We start from the raw sequence: 14740 nt of genomic DNA, 5'->3' as shown, positions 1-14740 counted from the left end.
TTTTATAAGGAACATCGACATGGATATTTTCTGGTTTATTCCCACTCATGGTGACAGTCGTTATTTAGGCACCAGCAAGGGTGCTCGTCAGGTCGATCATGCTTATATGAAACAGATTGCCGTTGCCGTGGATAATCTCGGTTATGCAGGGGTATTGATTCCGACTGGCCGTTCTTGTGAAGATCCATGGATCACTGCAGCAAGTCTGATTGATGTGACTAAGCAACTTAAGTTTTTAGTAGCACTCCGCCCGGGCATTACCACACCTGCACTTGCGGCACGTATGGCAGCCACTTTTGACCGCCTCTCCAATGGGCGTATTTTGTTGAATCTGGTGACTGGCGGTGACGAACAAGAATTGAAAGGTGATGGTCTATATGAAGATCATAGTACCCGTTATCAGACCGCATCCGAATATGTCAAAATCTGGCGTGAAATCCTGACTCGCTCACATACGGGTGAATCATTTACATTCCACGGCGAACGCCTCAGTGTCGATGACGCCAAACTGCTCTACCCGCCTGTACAGCAGCCTTATCCCCCCCTGTGGTTTGGTGGCTCATCAGAAGCAGCAACCGAACTGGCGGCAGAACAGGTCGATACCTATCTGACTTGGGGTGAACCTCCTGCTGCAGTAAAGAAGAAAATTGAATATCTCCGTGCTAAAGCAGCTGGCAAAGGTCGCACACTTACTTATGGCATCCGTTTGCATGTGATTGTGCGCGAAACCAATGAACAAGCATGGGCCGCCGCCGATGAACTGATTCAATATCTGGATGATGCCACAATTGCGGCGGCACAGAAAAAATTTGCGCAGATGGACTCAGTCGGTCAGCAACGTATGGCTGCACTACACGGCGGACGTAAAGATCAATTAGAGGTATCTCCGAATTTATGGGCAGGCATTGGCTTAGTTCGTGGCGGCGCGGGTACTGCTTTAGTCGGAGACCCTGAAACAGTTGCCGCACGCATTCAAGAATATGCTGATTTAGGCATTGATACCTTTATTTTCTCTGGCTATCCACATTTGGAAGAATCAATCCGCTTTGCCGAATTGGTGTTCCCACTACTCCCACTTAAAACTCGTGAAAAATTGGCACAACCTCATCTCACAGGTCCATTCGGAGAAATCATTGCCAATAACTATGTGCCCGAAGTGAAAGTGCCAAAAACCTTGGTCAAGGAGGATGCATGAGTACAAAACCTTTTTTGAAGGATGTTTCACGTGGAACACAAAGAATAGGTAAAGGTCTACTGCCATGGTTATTCCCAATACTGTTGATTCTGATTTGGCAAACAGCATCTAGCTCTGGGTTGCTACAAAATCGAATATTACCTGCCCCAACTGCTGTTGTGAGTGCCTTCTGGCACTTACTGATCAGCGGTGAACTTTGGCAACATGTCAAAGTTAGTGCTGGTCGGGCGCTACTCGGTTTATTAATTGGTGGTGGACTCGGTCTGATACTAGGACTACTCAATGGCTCATCGCGTGTAGCTTCAACCTTGCTGGATACTACCCTGCAAATGATCCGTAACATCCCTGCACTGGCACTGATTCCACTGGTAATTTTATGGTTTGGTATTGATGAAACTGCCAAGCTATTTTTAGTTGCGATCGGCGTTTTTTTCCCGATCTACATCAATACTTATCATGGTATCCGCTCCGTCGATCCACAGCTCATCGAAATGGGTAAAAGCTACGGTCTGAATCGTTGGCAGCTTTATCGAGACATTATCTTACTGGGTGCGATGCCCTCGATTTTAGTTGGACTGCGCTTTTCTCTAGGTTTGGTTTGGGTACTCTTAATCGTTGCAGAAACGATTTCAGCACAGTCGGGAATTGGTTATATGACCATGAATGCACGCGAGTTTTTACAGACCGATATTGTCTTAGTCGGTATTTTACTCTACGCCCTACTGGGTAAATTAGCAGATGTATTGGCACAAGCGCTAGAACGCTATCTATTGCGTTGGCATGCAGGCTATCAAAAATAAAAGGCACAGAAACATGAGTAACTTAAATTTAAACTTTTACGATAACGGTCTGATCCAACCGATAACTGAACCAGAAACTATCACAGTACCTGCCAATGGCGCTGATATTTTGATTGAGCAACTGTATAAATTTTATGGTGATGTCAAAGTTCTTGAGGATTTAGACCTCAACATTCAAGCGGGTGAGTTTGTTGCCATTGTTGGACGCAGTGGTTGCGGCAAAAGTACGCTACTGCGTTTGATTGCTCAGTTAGAAAATGTCAGTTATGGTGAAATTAAATTTCAATCAGCTCGCAATTTCCGTGAGGGCATTACGAGCGCTGATATTCGCGTGATGTTCCAAGATCCTCGATTATTACCGTGGAAAAATGTTCTGCACAATGCTCAACTTGGTTTAGCTAAAGAGCAATATCCGCTTGCAGCAACACTATTAGAAAAAGTAGGCTTAAAAGACAAAGCCAATCAATGGCCAGCACAGCTTTCTGGTGGACAGCGCCAACGTGCTGCTCTTGCACGCGCACTTTCACATACACCACGTATTTTATTGCTGGATGAGCCATTAGGTGCATTAGATGCTTTGACGCGTTTAGAAATGCAAAATTTGATCGAACACCTTTGGAAAGAACAAGGTTTTACTGCAATTTTAGTCACACATGATGTCAGTGAAGCAGTGCAATTGGCAGATCGAATCATTTTGCTGGATCAAGGTCATATCGCACGGAATTTCCAAGTAGACCTCCCCCGTCCCCGCAAAAAAAACATTGCTTTCGCTCAGCTTGAACAACAAGTACTTGATGCAGTTTTAGCAACCTAAGACTGCTTTTTATATTTAAAGGCATGCCAAATAATAGAATTTCAGTGTTCTTGCAAGACCAACACAGATTAATTTTTTACAAAATATGTATTCATATATTGAGATTTCAAGAATTATCAATTACGTAGGGAATTTTCATTTCATCGTAAAGTTTTTTTCGACAAAAAAAATGCGTTATTGTGCACAAATCCGACAAATTATCTTACAATGTCAATGACATTTTTTGAATCAAGCTCTCAGATGGAACAGAAAAAAAGTACACAAAAGCGCAATCAATTGCTGAATGCTGCCCTGGATGTTTTTTCCGTCTATGGGTTCAGCGGAGCAAGTTTGGATGAGATTGCACAGCTTGCAAATATGCATAAATCGAATATTTTCTATTATTATGAAAATAAAGAATCTCTTTACGTTGAAGTTCTTACGACAGTTTTACAGAAGTGGCTTGCTCCTTTGCAAACCCTTGAGTCAGAACTTGAGCCCACTGAAGCATTAACACACTATCTAATTCAAAAATTAGAAAGTTCAAGGGATCAGCCGAAAGCTTCTCGTTTATTTGCATTAGAAATTATTCAGGGTGCTCCGCATATTCTACCTATTTTAAAAGGTCCTTTGAAAAAGCTGTTTAAGCGTAAAACCAAAGTAATCCAAACTTGGCAAGAGCAAGGCAAAATTGCAGCAGAAATCGATCCTGAATTGCTCATTATTAATATATGGGCGATCACTCAAAATTATGCAGATTTTTCGACACAAATGGAAATGGTCACGGGTAAAACTTTGCGTAACCGTAGCATGTTTCAACGCACGGTTGAGCACACTGTGCATATGATGTTGTACGGTGTATTGCCACGTTAATTTTTTGCTGTGAAACCACTTTAATTCTAATGGTTGAGATGCAATAAAAAAGCGACTTCGATAGTCGCTTTTTTATTCAATACATGAGGATGTTATTAAGTTGATCTAAACAAAATAATGGAACAATGATAAATAGACCTATATCATGTAAAATCAGTTTCCGTGAGCAGAACACAGAAATGATATTTACTAAGATATTGATACTAAATATAAAATATTAAAAGTTTCGTATAAGCTGTGTTATGTTAATTTTAAAAAAACTTACAAATTAGCCAACTAATATCTATACAAAATAGGATGGATTATGTTGAATAAATATCAATCATCTTCAGTTTAAAACAATGATTTCCCTGCGGGAACAACAGCATTCTTTGGTCAGCTTTCAATAGCAACCTGTTTACCTATCTATGAGGCAAAAATTATATAAAGGAAAAAGCTGTGATGGATTAGGAAATACTTGTTCCATTAGCACAGTCAATAAGGAGTATTGCTGAAACTCTCTCAACCGCTTAGCAAAGTCAAAGCACGAAGTGCGACGCTTTGGGACACGAATTGAGAAGTTGAGTACATTTTTTTAGATATTTTATGTGTTGTGTTCGAATATTTTATTCATTTTCTCAGACTATTGGGGGTTCTATAGATAACCAAGTTATTGTTTTTTTAGATATTGCAGAGTATTTAATAGCATTAATTACCGTATAGTTTATTACTGTCATATTGAATTCTGTTTCTCTGTTTAAAAATAATTGTGATTTTTTATGCTTAGAATAAAAAAGAAATTCATGATCTATAGTAAGCTATGTAATAGCTAATCATTTTACAAATGAAGTATAACAATGAAAAAAAACATCCTTGCAATATTTATACCCGTTTTAATAACAGCCTGTGGGGAAAATAATTCTACTAATGGCAATGAAAATCAAATTAAAAGAGAAAACTCTGTTAACTCGCTTTTACAAATAAGTGATGAAAATTCACAATTGAAATCACTCAAAAGAAAAATAACGAGTATAGATGATACTCAACCAGTATATCTTTATTCTCAAAATTTTGATTTTGAACAGGAAAGTTACAAGAAAAGTTATGAGCTGATTTATCAGTTTAAAGTTGAAAGTAATTACTCTCTTAGTATTTCTTTTGAAGACTCAAAAAATCAACCTTCAAAAATGCAATTATGGATAGATAATAATAATCCCGACTTGACTTCAGTATTTTCTTGTGGTGATCAACAAGTGCCTATTTGTGATAATATTTCTATGAAAATAGATCATAAAACAGGCAGTAGTAAAATTATTTTTAACCAATCTAAAATTTATGATTACGATAAAAAATATTTAACATTATCAGGTTCAATTTCAGGTCACCTCCAGCAGAATCCGACAGTTGTTAATATACCAACATCAGGTTCATATAATATGATATATAGAATTTCCGATAATAATCAAGATATACCGATGACACAACCTAACTTTAGGTTCTATTCTTTTACTAATCATAATATTAATCGTTTTATAACATCAAAGTCTATTTTTGAAAATTTTCTATATATTAAAACTATCAATAGCATTGTGAATGAAGTTTGGTACGCTACCCCAATAGGTCTAGGTCTTCCTTTATCTATATGGGAGCGTAAAAGTAATACTAATATTGGAAATATTTCATTTAATCCAATCAATTTAACAGTAAATTTTAACCAATTTAAAATGTCTAATGATGGTTATCCAGACATTTATCTTGAAGGCACTATTGGACCTTAAACGGCTTTGTTGCACAAACCTATCACAAAGCCAATTGGTTTGACCAAAGGGAGAAACCATAGCACCGTATGAAAATCGCTAAATACAGGCTTACAAGAGGATACAGCGGAGCTTTCAAGATGGCTTCACCACTTTTTTGCAATCGCTTCCTGAATGATCTCTGCCTTTAATCGTTCCCAAAAAAGCCCAAGATTAACACCTTTTAAAAATGTGCCTGATACAACGCCAATAATTTTTGTGCGCCAAGCAACAAGTTCTCTTCCCAATCCAAATGAGCAGTATCATTTGCACCATCAGTAATGTATTTGACTGAGATCAATCGTACACCGAGCTTTTTACACACTTTAGCCAAGGCATAGGCTTCCATGTCCACAAGATTACAACTGACCTTTGGTACTCCTGTTTCAAACGAATCACCCGTACCACAAATTCCCTTTGGTAAGGATTCAAAGTGGGGTTGTGCATGAATCTCTGCTGGAAAATGCTCATCCATCGGTGTCACCCCAACAGCAAAACCTAAAGGTGAAACATCCATATCACGTTGCACAAAAGTCGTAACCTCGACCAAGCTATGCGCATCAAAGTGCGAACTGCCTGCACTACCTAAATTGATCAGCGTTTTACAGCCTGTTTTTTGAATCACGTCAAAGGCTTTGAATGCTGCATTAATTTTGCCGATTCCACTGTAATGAACGTCAATGCCTGCTTGCTCAAATAGACCTTTCGACTCATTTGGCAACGCCATAATCAGGGCAATATCAGCATTCATAAAAAACTCGTTCAAATCAAAATAGAGACACAAAAAAGGTGTGCTTCGGCACACCTCAATATTATTGCATCTTCTGCTGTAAGGCGACCAAACAGGGAGAGAAAAATAATTGACCACTATACGCTCCCGCTACGGTTTTCTTCACCACCAACGCCCACAAGCCAACTAACAATACACTTAATATCACCGCCACATACTGTAAGAAGTCGATATGTAACTGATGTGCTAAGTTAAAGATCGCTAAAACAAACACGCCGAATGGGAACGTTAAACCCCACCAACCGAGATTAAATGGAATACCTGTGCGGGTATGACGTAAAGTTGTAAGAATTGCAATTCCAAACCACCACAAACCAAAACCTAATAACACCAAACTTGCAACGATGCCTAAGGCTGGAAGTAATACTGCTAATCCATCAAAACCCATCACTTGCATAATTCGTGGCGCTTGCTCACCAAGCAATAATAACGCTAATGCTCCCGTTCCAATCGGTCCTAAACATAGCCAACTAGAAATCGCGACTTCTTTCTCTGGCAATTGGTGCAATGCCAAACGCAACATTAAAATGGTTAAGATCGCAAAAGCAGGTAGTACTGAAATCCCCCACAACACATAACCAGTGATCAAGATCGCTAAAGCATGTTGGTCAGCAGCTAAATGTTGCAATAAAAGACCAGCCGAACTGGCTGCAACTTCACACGCCACGATCGGGAGTAACCATACTGCCGTCATACGATGTAGCTGATGATCTTGGCAGCTAAACATACAAAACGGTACAATCCATGCGATCATCACTGCGAGCAAAACATCGAGATACCAAAGGTATTCAGCAATATGTATTGCAATATCCCCGTAGAGATGAATACCAAAACTGAGGAAACCATTGGCAATAGTGGCTAAACCCATTGGAATAGCGCCTAAAAACAAGCTCATATTGGGATGGTTAAAAATTTGTTTTGCTTCATTCGGAAATAAAATCCAACGTAAAGCATAAAGCACGCTAAAAATGCTAAATAACAAAATATTAAACTGCCATAATTTAGTCGCAAGCATAAACAAAACAGATGAAGCAAAAGGCAGCTGTGCTAAAATCATTGCGACAACGCCTGTTCCCATGGTTGCAGTAAACCAGTTTGGGGTAAAATGGCGAATTACATCCCTGCTCTGTTCTAGCTGATAAAATGGCTTTTTCATCTCTATCTCGATATAAAGCGACAATAACGTTATATTAAAAGAGATTTTAAATAAGAAAAATTGATTTATTTTTATTTAATGAATAAATTAAATTGATATAAAAGTTTTAAATATTGAAATTTTTCTGTGTAAAAACACAACAACAAGACGAAACGCCGAGATTATGGCAATATATAGCCTTTGCAAAATTCACTGTATTTAACGCCCATGAAGTTGCTTCGTCTCAACGCATTATCGCCAGATTTTCAGTTACCTCCGACTGCGGTAACGATTGGCAATTTTGATGGTGTCCATCTCGGTCATCAGGCGATGATTGCTCAATTGCAAATGTTAGCCAAAGCACAAGGCTTAAACACATTAGTCATGATTTTCGAGCCGCAACCACTTGAATTTTTTAAAGGTTATGACGCACCTCCGCGCATTAGCTCATTACGTGAAAAAGTCGAATATTTAACTGAACTGGGTGTCGATTACATCGCAGTCGCAAAATTTGATCAATATTTTAGAAGCCTCAGCGCAACACAATTTGCTGACTTGCTCAAATTAAAACTTAATGCACAAAGTCTAGTGCTGGGCGATGATTTTCATTTTGGTAAAGATCGTCAGGGCAATAGCGAATTTTTACGTGATTATGGTTTTGATGTCACAAATTTAAATACCGTTGCCTTAAAAGGTGAACGCGTCAGTTCTACCCGTATTCGCCAAGTCCTACAAGAAGGCGATCTTGCTTTAGCTGCAAAACTACTGGGTCGTCCTTATAGCATTACAGGTCGAGTGCAATACGGGGATCAGATTGGTCGTACTCTTGATTTTCCAACCATTAACGTGCGTTTAAATCGCCATAAACCCTGTTTAAATGGCATCTATGCAGTGGATGTGGTCTGTGAAAACGCGTCATTGAGTGAAAAAATTAAACATTCAGATCCTGCGCTCAACGGTATTGCAGGATATCAAAATGATAGTTTATTTGGTGCAGGTCATGTGGGGACACGTCCTGCCATCCAACAAGCACAGCCAGAATGGCGATTAGAAGTACATTTCCCTGATGTTTCTGCTAATCTGTATGGCTTATTGATGCGGGTGACTTTTCTTCACTATTTACATGGTGAATTGAATTACCCTTCGCTTGAAGCACTCAAAGTCGGAATTGATGATGATGTACAAAAATTACGTGATTATCGTAGTCGTACTTCAGAATTTCCTTTTTAAATTTAATTTTCATTTGTAATACATGTCAGTTTACAAACTGATCAAACTGGAAGAAAACTTGCATGAGCGATAAGCAAACTCCTGAAAATGCAGTGGATTATAAAGCCACACTCAATTTACCTCATACTGAATTTGCGATGAAAGCAAACTTAGCTGTGCGTGAAGCTAAATGGTTAGAAGAGTGGTATGCCGACAACATTTATCAGCAGATTCGTGAATCGCGTATTGGCAAGAAAAAATATGTACTGCATGACGGCCCTCCATATGCCAATGGTCAAATCCATTTAGGTCATGCAGTCAATAAAGTTTTAAAAGACATCATCATTAAAAGCCGCGTTTTAGATGGTTTCGATACACCGTATGTACCGGGCTGGGACTGTCATGGTTTACCAATCGAACTGAAAGTTGAAGAAAAAGTCGGAAAAGTCGGTGTTAAAGTTGATGCTTCAACTTTCCGTAAAGCATGCCGTGAATATGCCTATTCACAAGTTGAGCTACAAAAGAAAGACTTCGTGCGTATGGGGGTATTTGGTGACTGGGACAATCCTTACCTTACCATGAACTTCAAACAAGAAGCAGACATCGTACGATCACTGGGTGCAATTGCCAAAGCTGGTCATATTGAACCGGGTCTAAAACCAGTCAACTGGTGTATGGACTGTGGCTCTGCACTCGCAGAGGCGGAAGTTGAATACGAAGATAAGAAATCAGATGCGATTGATGTTGGCTTCAGCGTTGTTGATCTCAAAGATTTAAGCACACGTTTGAATGTTGATGTGCAAGATGCAACTGATATTGTGATTTGGACCACCACACCGTGGACTTTGCCTGCTAACCAAGCTGTAGCACTACACGCTGAAATCGACTATCAATTGGTTCAAGTGACGACTGAACGTGGCACGCAAAACTTTATTCTAGCTAAAGATTTAATTGAATCTGCGATCGAACGCTACAAACTAGAAAATCCAGTGGTACTGGCCGATTTTAAAGGCGCGGCAATCGAAAATCTGTTATTGCAACACCCACTGTTAACAGATCGTCAAGTACCTGTGATTTTAGGTGAGCATGTCATCGCAACAAGTGGTACAGGTGCTGTTCATACCGCACCCGGCCATGGTGTAGACGATTATAAAGTCGGTTTACAGTACAATCTAAAAGTAGATAATCCAGTGGGCGGAAATGGTGTCTATTTGCCAACAGCTCCGATCTTTGCTGGCGAGCACATCTATAAAGCAAATCCTCAAATCATTGAAGCATTGGGCGCAGTGGGTCGTTTATGGGCACACCAACCCATTAAACACAGCTACCCACACTGCTGGCGTCATAAAACACCAATTATCTTCCGTGCAACACCGCAATGGTTTATCAGCATGGATGCAAATGGTCTACGCCAAAATGCCTTGAAGACGATTGAAAATGATATCGAATTTGTGCCTGATTGGGGACAAAGCCGTATTCAGTCGATGATCGAAGGTCGTCCTGACTGGTGTATCTCACGTCAACGTACTTGGGGCGTGCCAATCCCATTCTTTGTACACAAAGATACCAATGCATTGCACCCACGCACGCCTGAGTTGATCGAAGAAGTGGCTAAACTAATCGAACAAGAAGGTATCGATGGTTGGTATAACCGTGAAGCGAGAGAGTTCATCGGTGCTGATGCAGAACAATATAATGCAGTACGCGATACCTTAGACGTTTGGTTTGACTCTGGAACTACACACTACGCTGTGCTGCGTGAACGTGATGACCTACAAGATCCAGCAGACCTCTATCTTGAAGGTTCAGACCAACACCGTGGCTGGTTCCAATCTTCATTGCTGACCTCAATTGCAATCAATGAACGTGCACCATATAAAGGCCTACTCACCCATGGTTTCGTGGTTGATGAGAAAGGCCGTAAGATGTCTAAATCATTGGGTAACATCATTACCCCACAAGACATTATTAAAGATATGGGTGCGGATGGTTTACGCTTCTGGATTGCTTCAGCTGACTACCGTTATGAAATGACGGCAGGTAAGGAAATCTTTAGCCGTGCCTCTGATGGTTATCGTCGTATTCGTAATACTTTACGTTTCTTATTGGCGAACTTAAATGGTTTCAAACCATCTACAGATGCGCTGCCAGTAGATCAGTTAATTGCATTGGATCAATACATCTTACAACGCGCTGCTGAGGTTCAAAAAACTATTCAGCAAGCTTATGAAGAGATGAATTTCCATATTGTGACCAATGCACTGACTAACTTCTGTATCAATGACTTGGGTGGTTTCTACCTCGACATCATCAAAGATCGTCAATACACCACCAAAGCAGATTCTCAAGCACGTCATTCTGCTCAAACAGCGCTGTATCATATTGTTCAGGCCTTTGTTCGCTGGATGTCACCAATCCTAAGCTTTACTGCACAAGAGGCTTGGCCGTTGATTCCTGAACAAACAGGAAAATATGTATTTACCGCTGAATGGTATGACATCCCAACTGCATCAACTGCAAACCTGCTTTCAGAAGCAGATTGGCAAACATTGATTAGCGTAAAATCAGCAGTAAATAAACAGATTGAAGCTGCACGCAACGCTAAACTCATCGGCAGTAACTTATCTGCCAAAGTCGAACTTTGGGCAGATGAAGCATTACAAACATTGTTAAATCAATTGGCCGATGAATTGCGTTTTGTCTTGATCACATCTCAAGTCATCGTTCACCTTTATGCTGAACAAGGTGAAAGCACAGATCTTGCAGGTCTGCGCGTTCAAGTTTCAGCAGCAGATGGTGAGAAATGTGTACGTTGCTGGCATGTATTGCCTGATGTAAATACGCATGTTGGTCATGCAGGTTTATGCGCTCGTTGTATCATCAACGTCACTGGTGGTGGCGAAGTGAGAAAGTATGCCTAATTCACAAGCAAAAAAAGGCTTGTTTCAGTTTTATCCGCACAATTTACTTTGGCTTGGACTTTCAGTCCTTGCCATTGTGTTGGATCAATGGACAAAATGGATTGCCAGTACACATTTAAATTACGCCGATCCAATCCCAGTTTTACCATTTTTAAACTGGACTTTACTGCATAACTACGGGGCTGCTTTTAGCTTTTTATCAGATGCGGGTGGTTGGCAGCGTTATTTCTTTACCTCTTTAGCGGGTATCGTATCGATCATTTTTGTGTTTTGGTTAATGCGTATGCCGAAGAAAATGGTGATTTTACCGATGGCTATTGCCCTGATTCTGGGCGGTGCGATTGGTAATTTGATTGACCGCGTCAGCCTAGGCTATGTCGTCGACTTTATCCATGTGTACTACCAAAACAGCCACTTCCCTGCTTTCAATCTTGCAGATAGCGCTATTACTTTAGGGACTATTTTACTGTTGATTGATACTTTCTTCTTAGAGAAGAAACGCAACCAAAATGCGGATGCATAAGATGAACGAAATTATCCAACCTAACGAAGAAATCCGTATTCAAGACGGCTCAAAAGTTGACTTACATTTTTCTGTATCCATTGAAAATGGTGTTGAAATCGACAACACTCGTGGACGCGAAGAACCTGTAAATCTTGTGATTGGTGATGGTAACTTACTGCCAGGATTTGAAAAGGCATTATTTGGTTTACGTGCAGGCGATCGTCGTACTGTACATTTACCACCAGAAGATGCATTCGGTCCTTGGAATCCTGAAAATATTCAAATCTTCGATACCGTCAAATTTGAACAACGTCCAATTGTTGGTCACATGATTGAATTTGAAGATAAAGCCAAAGCAACCTTGTTTGGAATCGTAAAATCGGTCAATGATGACATTACAGAAATCGATTTTAACCACCCATTGGCAGGCAAAAATATTACCTTTGAAGTGGAAATCTTCAAAGTTACCCCTGCAGGCCAGCAAGGCATCAAATTGATGTAACAAAAAAGCTCTCAAATGAGAGCTTTTTTTATCGCTTAAAAAAAGTATAACATCATTAAAAGTATTCATTTTTATAATCAAAGTAATAACACATAGGAATTTAAGTATGCTGATTTATATTATTGTTGGTAGTGTTCGGGAAGGTCGTACAGCGATCAAAGTTGCCAATTGGGTACAACAAGCAACCACTGAACTCGCATTAAATGATATTCAAACAGAAATCGTCGATCTTAAGAAATGGGACTTACCGCTATTTGCAGGTTCTCACCCACCTGCAACTGGCATCTATGATCAGCCAAAACAGCAGCAGTGGGCGGATAAAATTGCGCAGGCACAGGCGTTTATTTTCATTAGCCCTGAATATAACCATGGCTATAGTCCAGCACTGAAGAATGCCTTGGATTATGTGGGTAAAGAATGGCAAGGCAAACCTGCAGCATTTATCGGCTATGGTTCTACCAATGGCTCACGTTCAATCAGTCAAATTCGCCAAGTAGCCTCAAGCTTAGGTCTAGTTGATCCAAATGCTGTGATTGAAATTCGCGACATCTTTAAACGTAATAAAGACGACAACTTTGAAGCCAATGAGTTTGAAGTGAAAGGATTAGCGGCTCTCGTTGTCAAATTACAGAAATATCATATCGCTTAGTTGTACGCCTAAGCGTACGTTGATTAGGTCGATTTACGTCTATTCCACTCTCGATTTGATCTCTAATATATAAAGCATAGAGAGACAGGAAGTCTCATTGAGAATAAGAACAGACACAGGACGTGGTCGTTAATAGGATATCAACGACATAACTGAATACAAAGAAGCCCCGTCAGGATGATGGGGCTTCTTTTTATTAAGCGTTTAAATACTTTAACTATTAATTAAATATTAAAAATCAAACTATTCCATGGCATTTTTTAAACTTTTTACCGCTCTGGCAAGGACATGCATCATTTCTACCAACTTTACCAAAACGTTTCATAATTTCATCTCTTTTTTCTGAAGCAGCATGCAGTTCTATTCTACGATCTATTCTATCCTTTAAAATATCATCTAAGAAAAAGGAGGGTTTCCATCCATCTATTATTTTATTTACAATATAACTATCAAAAGCCGCCGCTGCCGCTCCTGAAAAAACGTTCACCAAACCAGCTAAATTTGGATAAACCCATCTCAAAAACTTAATAAAACCTTTATCCCGTGTAGAACTATTTAATAATGCAACTAATAATTCATCTTGATCATAATCCTTTGATTCAAGCCATTTTCTAAATATACTTCCATTATATGTTTCTCTACATTTTATAATTTCATCCATAGTCATTATTTTACTTTTATATATTTGATATATATCAGGAATTTTCTTTTTTCTGTTATCGTAGTAAAGCACTCTAAAGAATTTAGAGAATACTGATCTGCTAAAAACCCTAATTTTGAATTAAGATAGTCCTTAGAATGAGCATCCTGCGTTATACAATCAACTTTTAAATGATTTTGAAGGATCAACCCTTGTAAAATATTTGATATTCTTAGAACTTTCAAAGAATCAATAAAACTCATATCATCTATTGAGGGACTAGTAATATTGATATAGTTTAAAGTTTGATTTGCTTTAATATCAGAAATTATTTCCTTATACACTAAATCAATACTATCTCTATCCTCAATAATAATTTTTGAATTATCTGTAAACTGAATAAATTGAGATTTTTGATGAGATGAAATATCAATTCTTTTTGATACTTCTTTTTCAAATTTTTCCATTAGATCTCCTTGAAGAGATATAATATCTAATGAGCTTCTAATATTATCTTTACGCATGAGACAAATATTACTTTTCAACATAATAATTTTTATGATTTTTGCATCTAGAAGTTTCAGCGTATCTTCAATACCAATAAATTCTATTAATTTTAAATAATCAGAATATGAAACTAGAATTTCATCATGGATTAAAATGCTTTGAAAAAATGATGTTAAAGTTGAATTTTTTATATCATGAATTTGTCTTTCTAAATCAAAGCCAAGAGTAAACTCTACTTTATCAAACTCATCAGATACCGAACATGCCGTATAATGTATTAATGACTAAGGAAAGTTATTTATTAATATTTTACTCATTCTCCACCCTCAAAATACATATTAAATAAAATTAATTAAATTTCTTCTTTAAATAATTTTTCAATCATATTAAACAACAAGATTCACGTCAAGAAAAGCATTTGACATTCATGCTACTTTCCATCATGC

14 protein-coding genes are annotated in these 14740 nt (G+C 38.8%); 10 read left to right on the top strand and 4 right to left on the bottom strand.

What is annotated here, in order from left to right; translation table 11 throughout:
- Positions 1-19 precede the first annotated feature (19 nt).
- From ssuD to ACT4_RS00050, 5 genes are all read left to right on the top strand, one after another.
- Positions 20-1195, top strand: coding sequence for an FMNH2-dependent alkanesulfonate monooxygenase (gene ssuD, locus ACT4_RS00070; protein WP_007478173.1), 1176 nt, complete (start codon positions 20-22; stop codon positions 1193-1195).
- Positions 1192-1995, top strand: coding sequence for an aliphatic sulfonate ABC transporter permease SsuC (gene ssuC, locus ACT4_RS00065; RefSeq protein WP_007478171.1), 804 nt, complete (start codon positions 1192-1194; stop codon positions 1993-1995). The genes ssuD and ssuC overlap by 4 nt, the downstream gene beginning before the upstream one ends.
- Positions 1996-2008: 13 nt before the next feature.
- Positions 2009-2809, top strand: coding sequence for an ATP-binding cassette domain-containing protein (locus tag ACT4_RS00060; RefSeq protein WP_007478169.1), 801 nt, complete (start codon positions 2009-2011; stop codon positions 2807-2809).
- Positions 2810-3049: 240 nt separating this feature from the next.
- Positions 3050-3661, top strand: coding sequence for a TetR/AcrR family transcriptional regulator (locus ACT4_RS00055; protein ID WP_007478168.1), 612 nt, complete (start codon positions 3050-3052; stop codon positions 3659-3661).
- An 836-nt stretch (positions 3662-4497) separates the two neighbouring features.
- Positions 4498-5418: a hypothetical protein gene (locus ACT4_RS00050; protein WP_007478167.1), complete on the top strand. Its 921-nt coding sequence runs from the start codon at positions 4498-4500 to the stop codon at positions 5416-5418.
- A 202-nt stretch (positions 5419-5620) separates the two neighbouring features.
- Here the strand turns inward: ACT4_RS00050 and ACT4_RS00045 are convergent, their stop codons facing one another.
- Positions 5621-6187: a 5'-nucleosidase gene (locus ACT4_RS00045; RefSeq protein ID WP_007478166.1), complete on the bottom strand. Its 567-nt coding sequence runs from the start codon at positions 6185-6187 to the stop codon at positions 5621-5623.
- A 61-nt stretch (positions 6188-6248) separates the two neighbouring features.
- Positions 6249-7382 carry a TDT family transporter gene (locus ACT4_RS00040; RefSeq protein WP_007478165.1) on the bottom strand — a complete coding sequence of 378 codons (1134 nt, stop codon included), beginning with the start codon at positions 7380-7382 and terminating at the stop codon, positions 6249-6251.
- Positions 7383-7589: 207 nt separating this feature from the next.
- Here ACT4_RS00040 and ribF point away from each other — a divergent pair, with 207 nt between their 5' ends.
- The 5 genes from ribF (at position 7590) to ACT4_RS00015 (ending at position 13147) form a co-directional block, all read left to right on the top strand.
- On the top strand, positions 7590-8591 hold the full coding sequence (ribF, locus tag ACT4_RS00035; protein ID WP_007478164.1) for a bifunctional riboflavin kinase/FAD synthetase: 1002 nt from the start codon (positions 7590-7592) through the stop codon (positions 8589-8591).
- Positions 8592-8653: 62 nt separating this feature from the next.
- Positions 8654-11491 carry an isoleucine--tRNA ligase gene (gene ileS / locus ACT4_RS00030; protein ID WP_007478163.1) on the top strand — a complete coding sequence of 946 codons (2838 nt, stop codon included), beginning with the start codon at positions 8654-8656 and terminating at the stop codon, positions 11489-11491.
- Positions 11484-12014 (top strand): signal peptidase II, encoded by a 531-nt coding sequence (gene lspA, locus ACT4_RS00025; RefSeq protein WP_007478162.1) that lies wholly within the window; start codon positions 11484-11486, stop codon positions 12012-12014. The genes ileS and lspA overlap by 8 nt, the downstream gene beginning before the upstream one ends.
- A 1-nt stretch (position 12015) precedes the next feature.
- Positions 12016-12498 carry a peptidylprolyl isomerase gene (locus ACT4_RS00020; protein WP_007478161.1) on the top strand — a complete coding sequence of 161 codons (483 nt, stop codon included), beginning with the start codon at positions 12016-12018 and terminating at the stop codon, positions 12496-12498.
- A 106-nt stretch (positions 12499-12604) separates the two neighbouring features.
- Positions 12605-13147 carry an NADPH-dependent FMN reductase gene (locus tag ACT4_RS00015; RefSeq protein ID WP_007478160.1) on the top strand — a complete coding sequence of 181 codons (543 nt, stop codon included), beginning with the start codon at positions 12605-12607 and terminating at the stop codon, positions 13145-13147.
- Between the two features lie 238 nt (positions 13148-13385).
- Here the strand turns inward: ACT4_RS00015 and ACT4_RS00010 are convergent, their stop codons facing one another.
- A complete protein-coding gene (locus ACT4_RS00010; protein WP_007478159.1) occupies positions 13386-13814 on the bottom strand; it encodes an SEC-C metal-binding domain-containing protein in 429 nt (142 codons plus the stop codon).
- Positions 13814-14254, bottom strand: coding sequence for a hypothetical protein (locus ACT4_RS00005; RefSeq protein ID WP_007478158.1), 441 nt, complete (start codon positions 14252-14254; stop codon positions 13814-13816). The genes ACT4_RS00010 and ACT4_RS00005 overlap by 1 nt, the downstream gene beginning before the upstream one ends.
- Positions 14255-14740 lie beyond the last annotated feature (486 nt).

This window comes from Acinetobacter sp. NBRC 100985 (assembly GCF_000241225.1).
GTDB lineage: Bacteria > Pseudomonadota > Gammaproteobacteria > Pseudomonadales > Moraxellaceae > Acinetobacter > Acinetobacter venetianus.
This window is presented reverse-complemented; position numbering and strand designations above follow the sequence as displayed.

Excerpts from the sequence above, each read along its gene's own strand:
- ssuD (WP_007478173.1), top strand. The coding sequence starts at position 20 with ATGGATATTTTCTGGTTTATTCCCACTCATGGTGACAGTCGTTATTTA.
- ssuC (WP_007478171.1), top strand. The coding sequence starts at position 1,192 with ATGAGTACAAAACCTTTTTTGAAGGATGTTTCACGTGGAACACAAAGA.
- ACT4_RS00060 (WP_007478169.1), top strand. The coding sequence starts at position 2,009 with ATGAGTAACTTAAATTTAAACTTTTACGATAACGGTCTGATCCAACCG.
- ACT4_RS00055 (WP_007478168.1), top strand. The coding sequence starts at position 3,050 with ATGGAACAGAAAAAAAGTACACAAAAGCGCAATCAATTGCTGAATGCT.
- ACT4_RS00050 (WP_007478167.1), top strand. The coding sequence starts at position 4,498 with ATGAAAAAAAACATCCTTGCAATATTTATACCCGTTTTAATAACAGCC.
- ACT4_RS00045 (WP_007478166.1), bottom strand. The coding sequence starts at position 6,187 with ATGAATGCTGATATTGCCCTGATTATGGCGTTGCCAAATGAGTCGAAA.
- ACT4_RS00040 (WP_007478165.1), bottom strand. The coding sequence starts at position 7,382 with ATGAAAAAGCCATTTTATCAGCTAGAACAGAGCAGGGATGTAATTCGC.
- ribF (WP_007478164.1), top strand. The coding sequence starts at position 7,590 with ATGAAGTTGCTTCGTCTCAACGCATTATCGCCAGATTTTCAGTTACCT.
- ileS (WP_007478163.1), top strand. The coding sequence starts at position 8,654 with ATGAGCGATAAGCAAACTCCTGAAAATGCAGTGGATTATAAAGCCACA.
- lspA (WP_007478162.1), top strand. The coding sequence starts at position 11,484 with ATGCCTAATTCACAAGCAAAAAAAGGCTTGTTTCAGTTTTATCCGCAC.
- ACT4_RS00020 (WP_007478161.1), top strand. The coding sequence starts at position 12,016 with ATGAACGAAATTATCCAACCTAACGAAGAAATCCGTATTCAAGACGGC.
- ACT4_RS00015 (WP_007478160.1), top strand. The coding sequence starts at position 12,605 with ATGCTGATTTATATTATTGTTGGTAGTGTTCGGGAAGGTCGTACAGCG.
- ACT4_RS00010 (WP_007478159.1), bottom strand. The coding sequence starts at position 13,814 with ATGACTATGGATGAAATTATAAAATGTAGAGAAACATATAATGGAAGT.
- ACT4_RS00005 (WP_007478158.1), bottom strand. The coding sequence starts at position 14,254 with ATGGAAAAATTTGAAAAAGAAGTATCAAAAAGAATTGATATTTCATCT.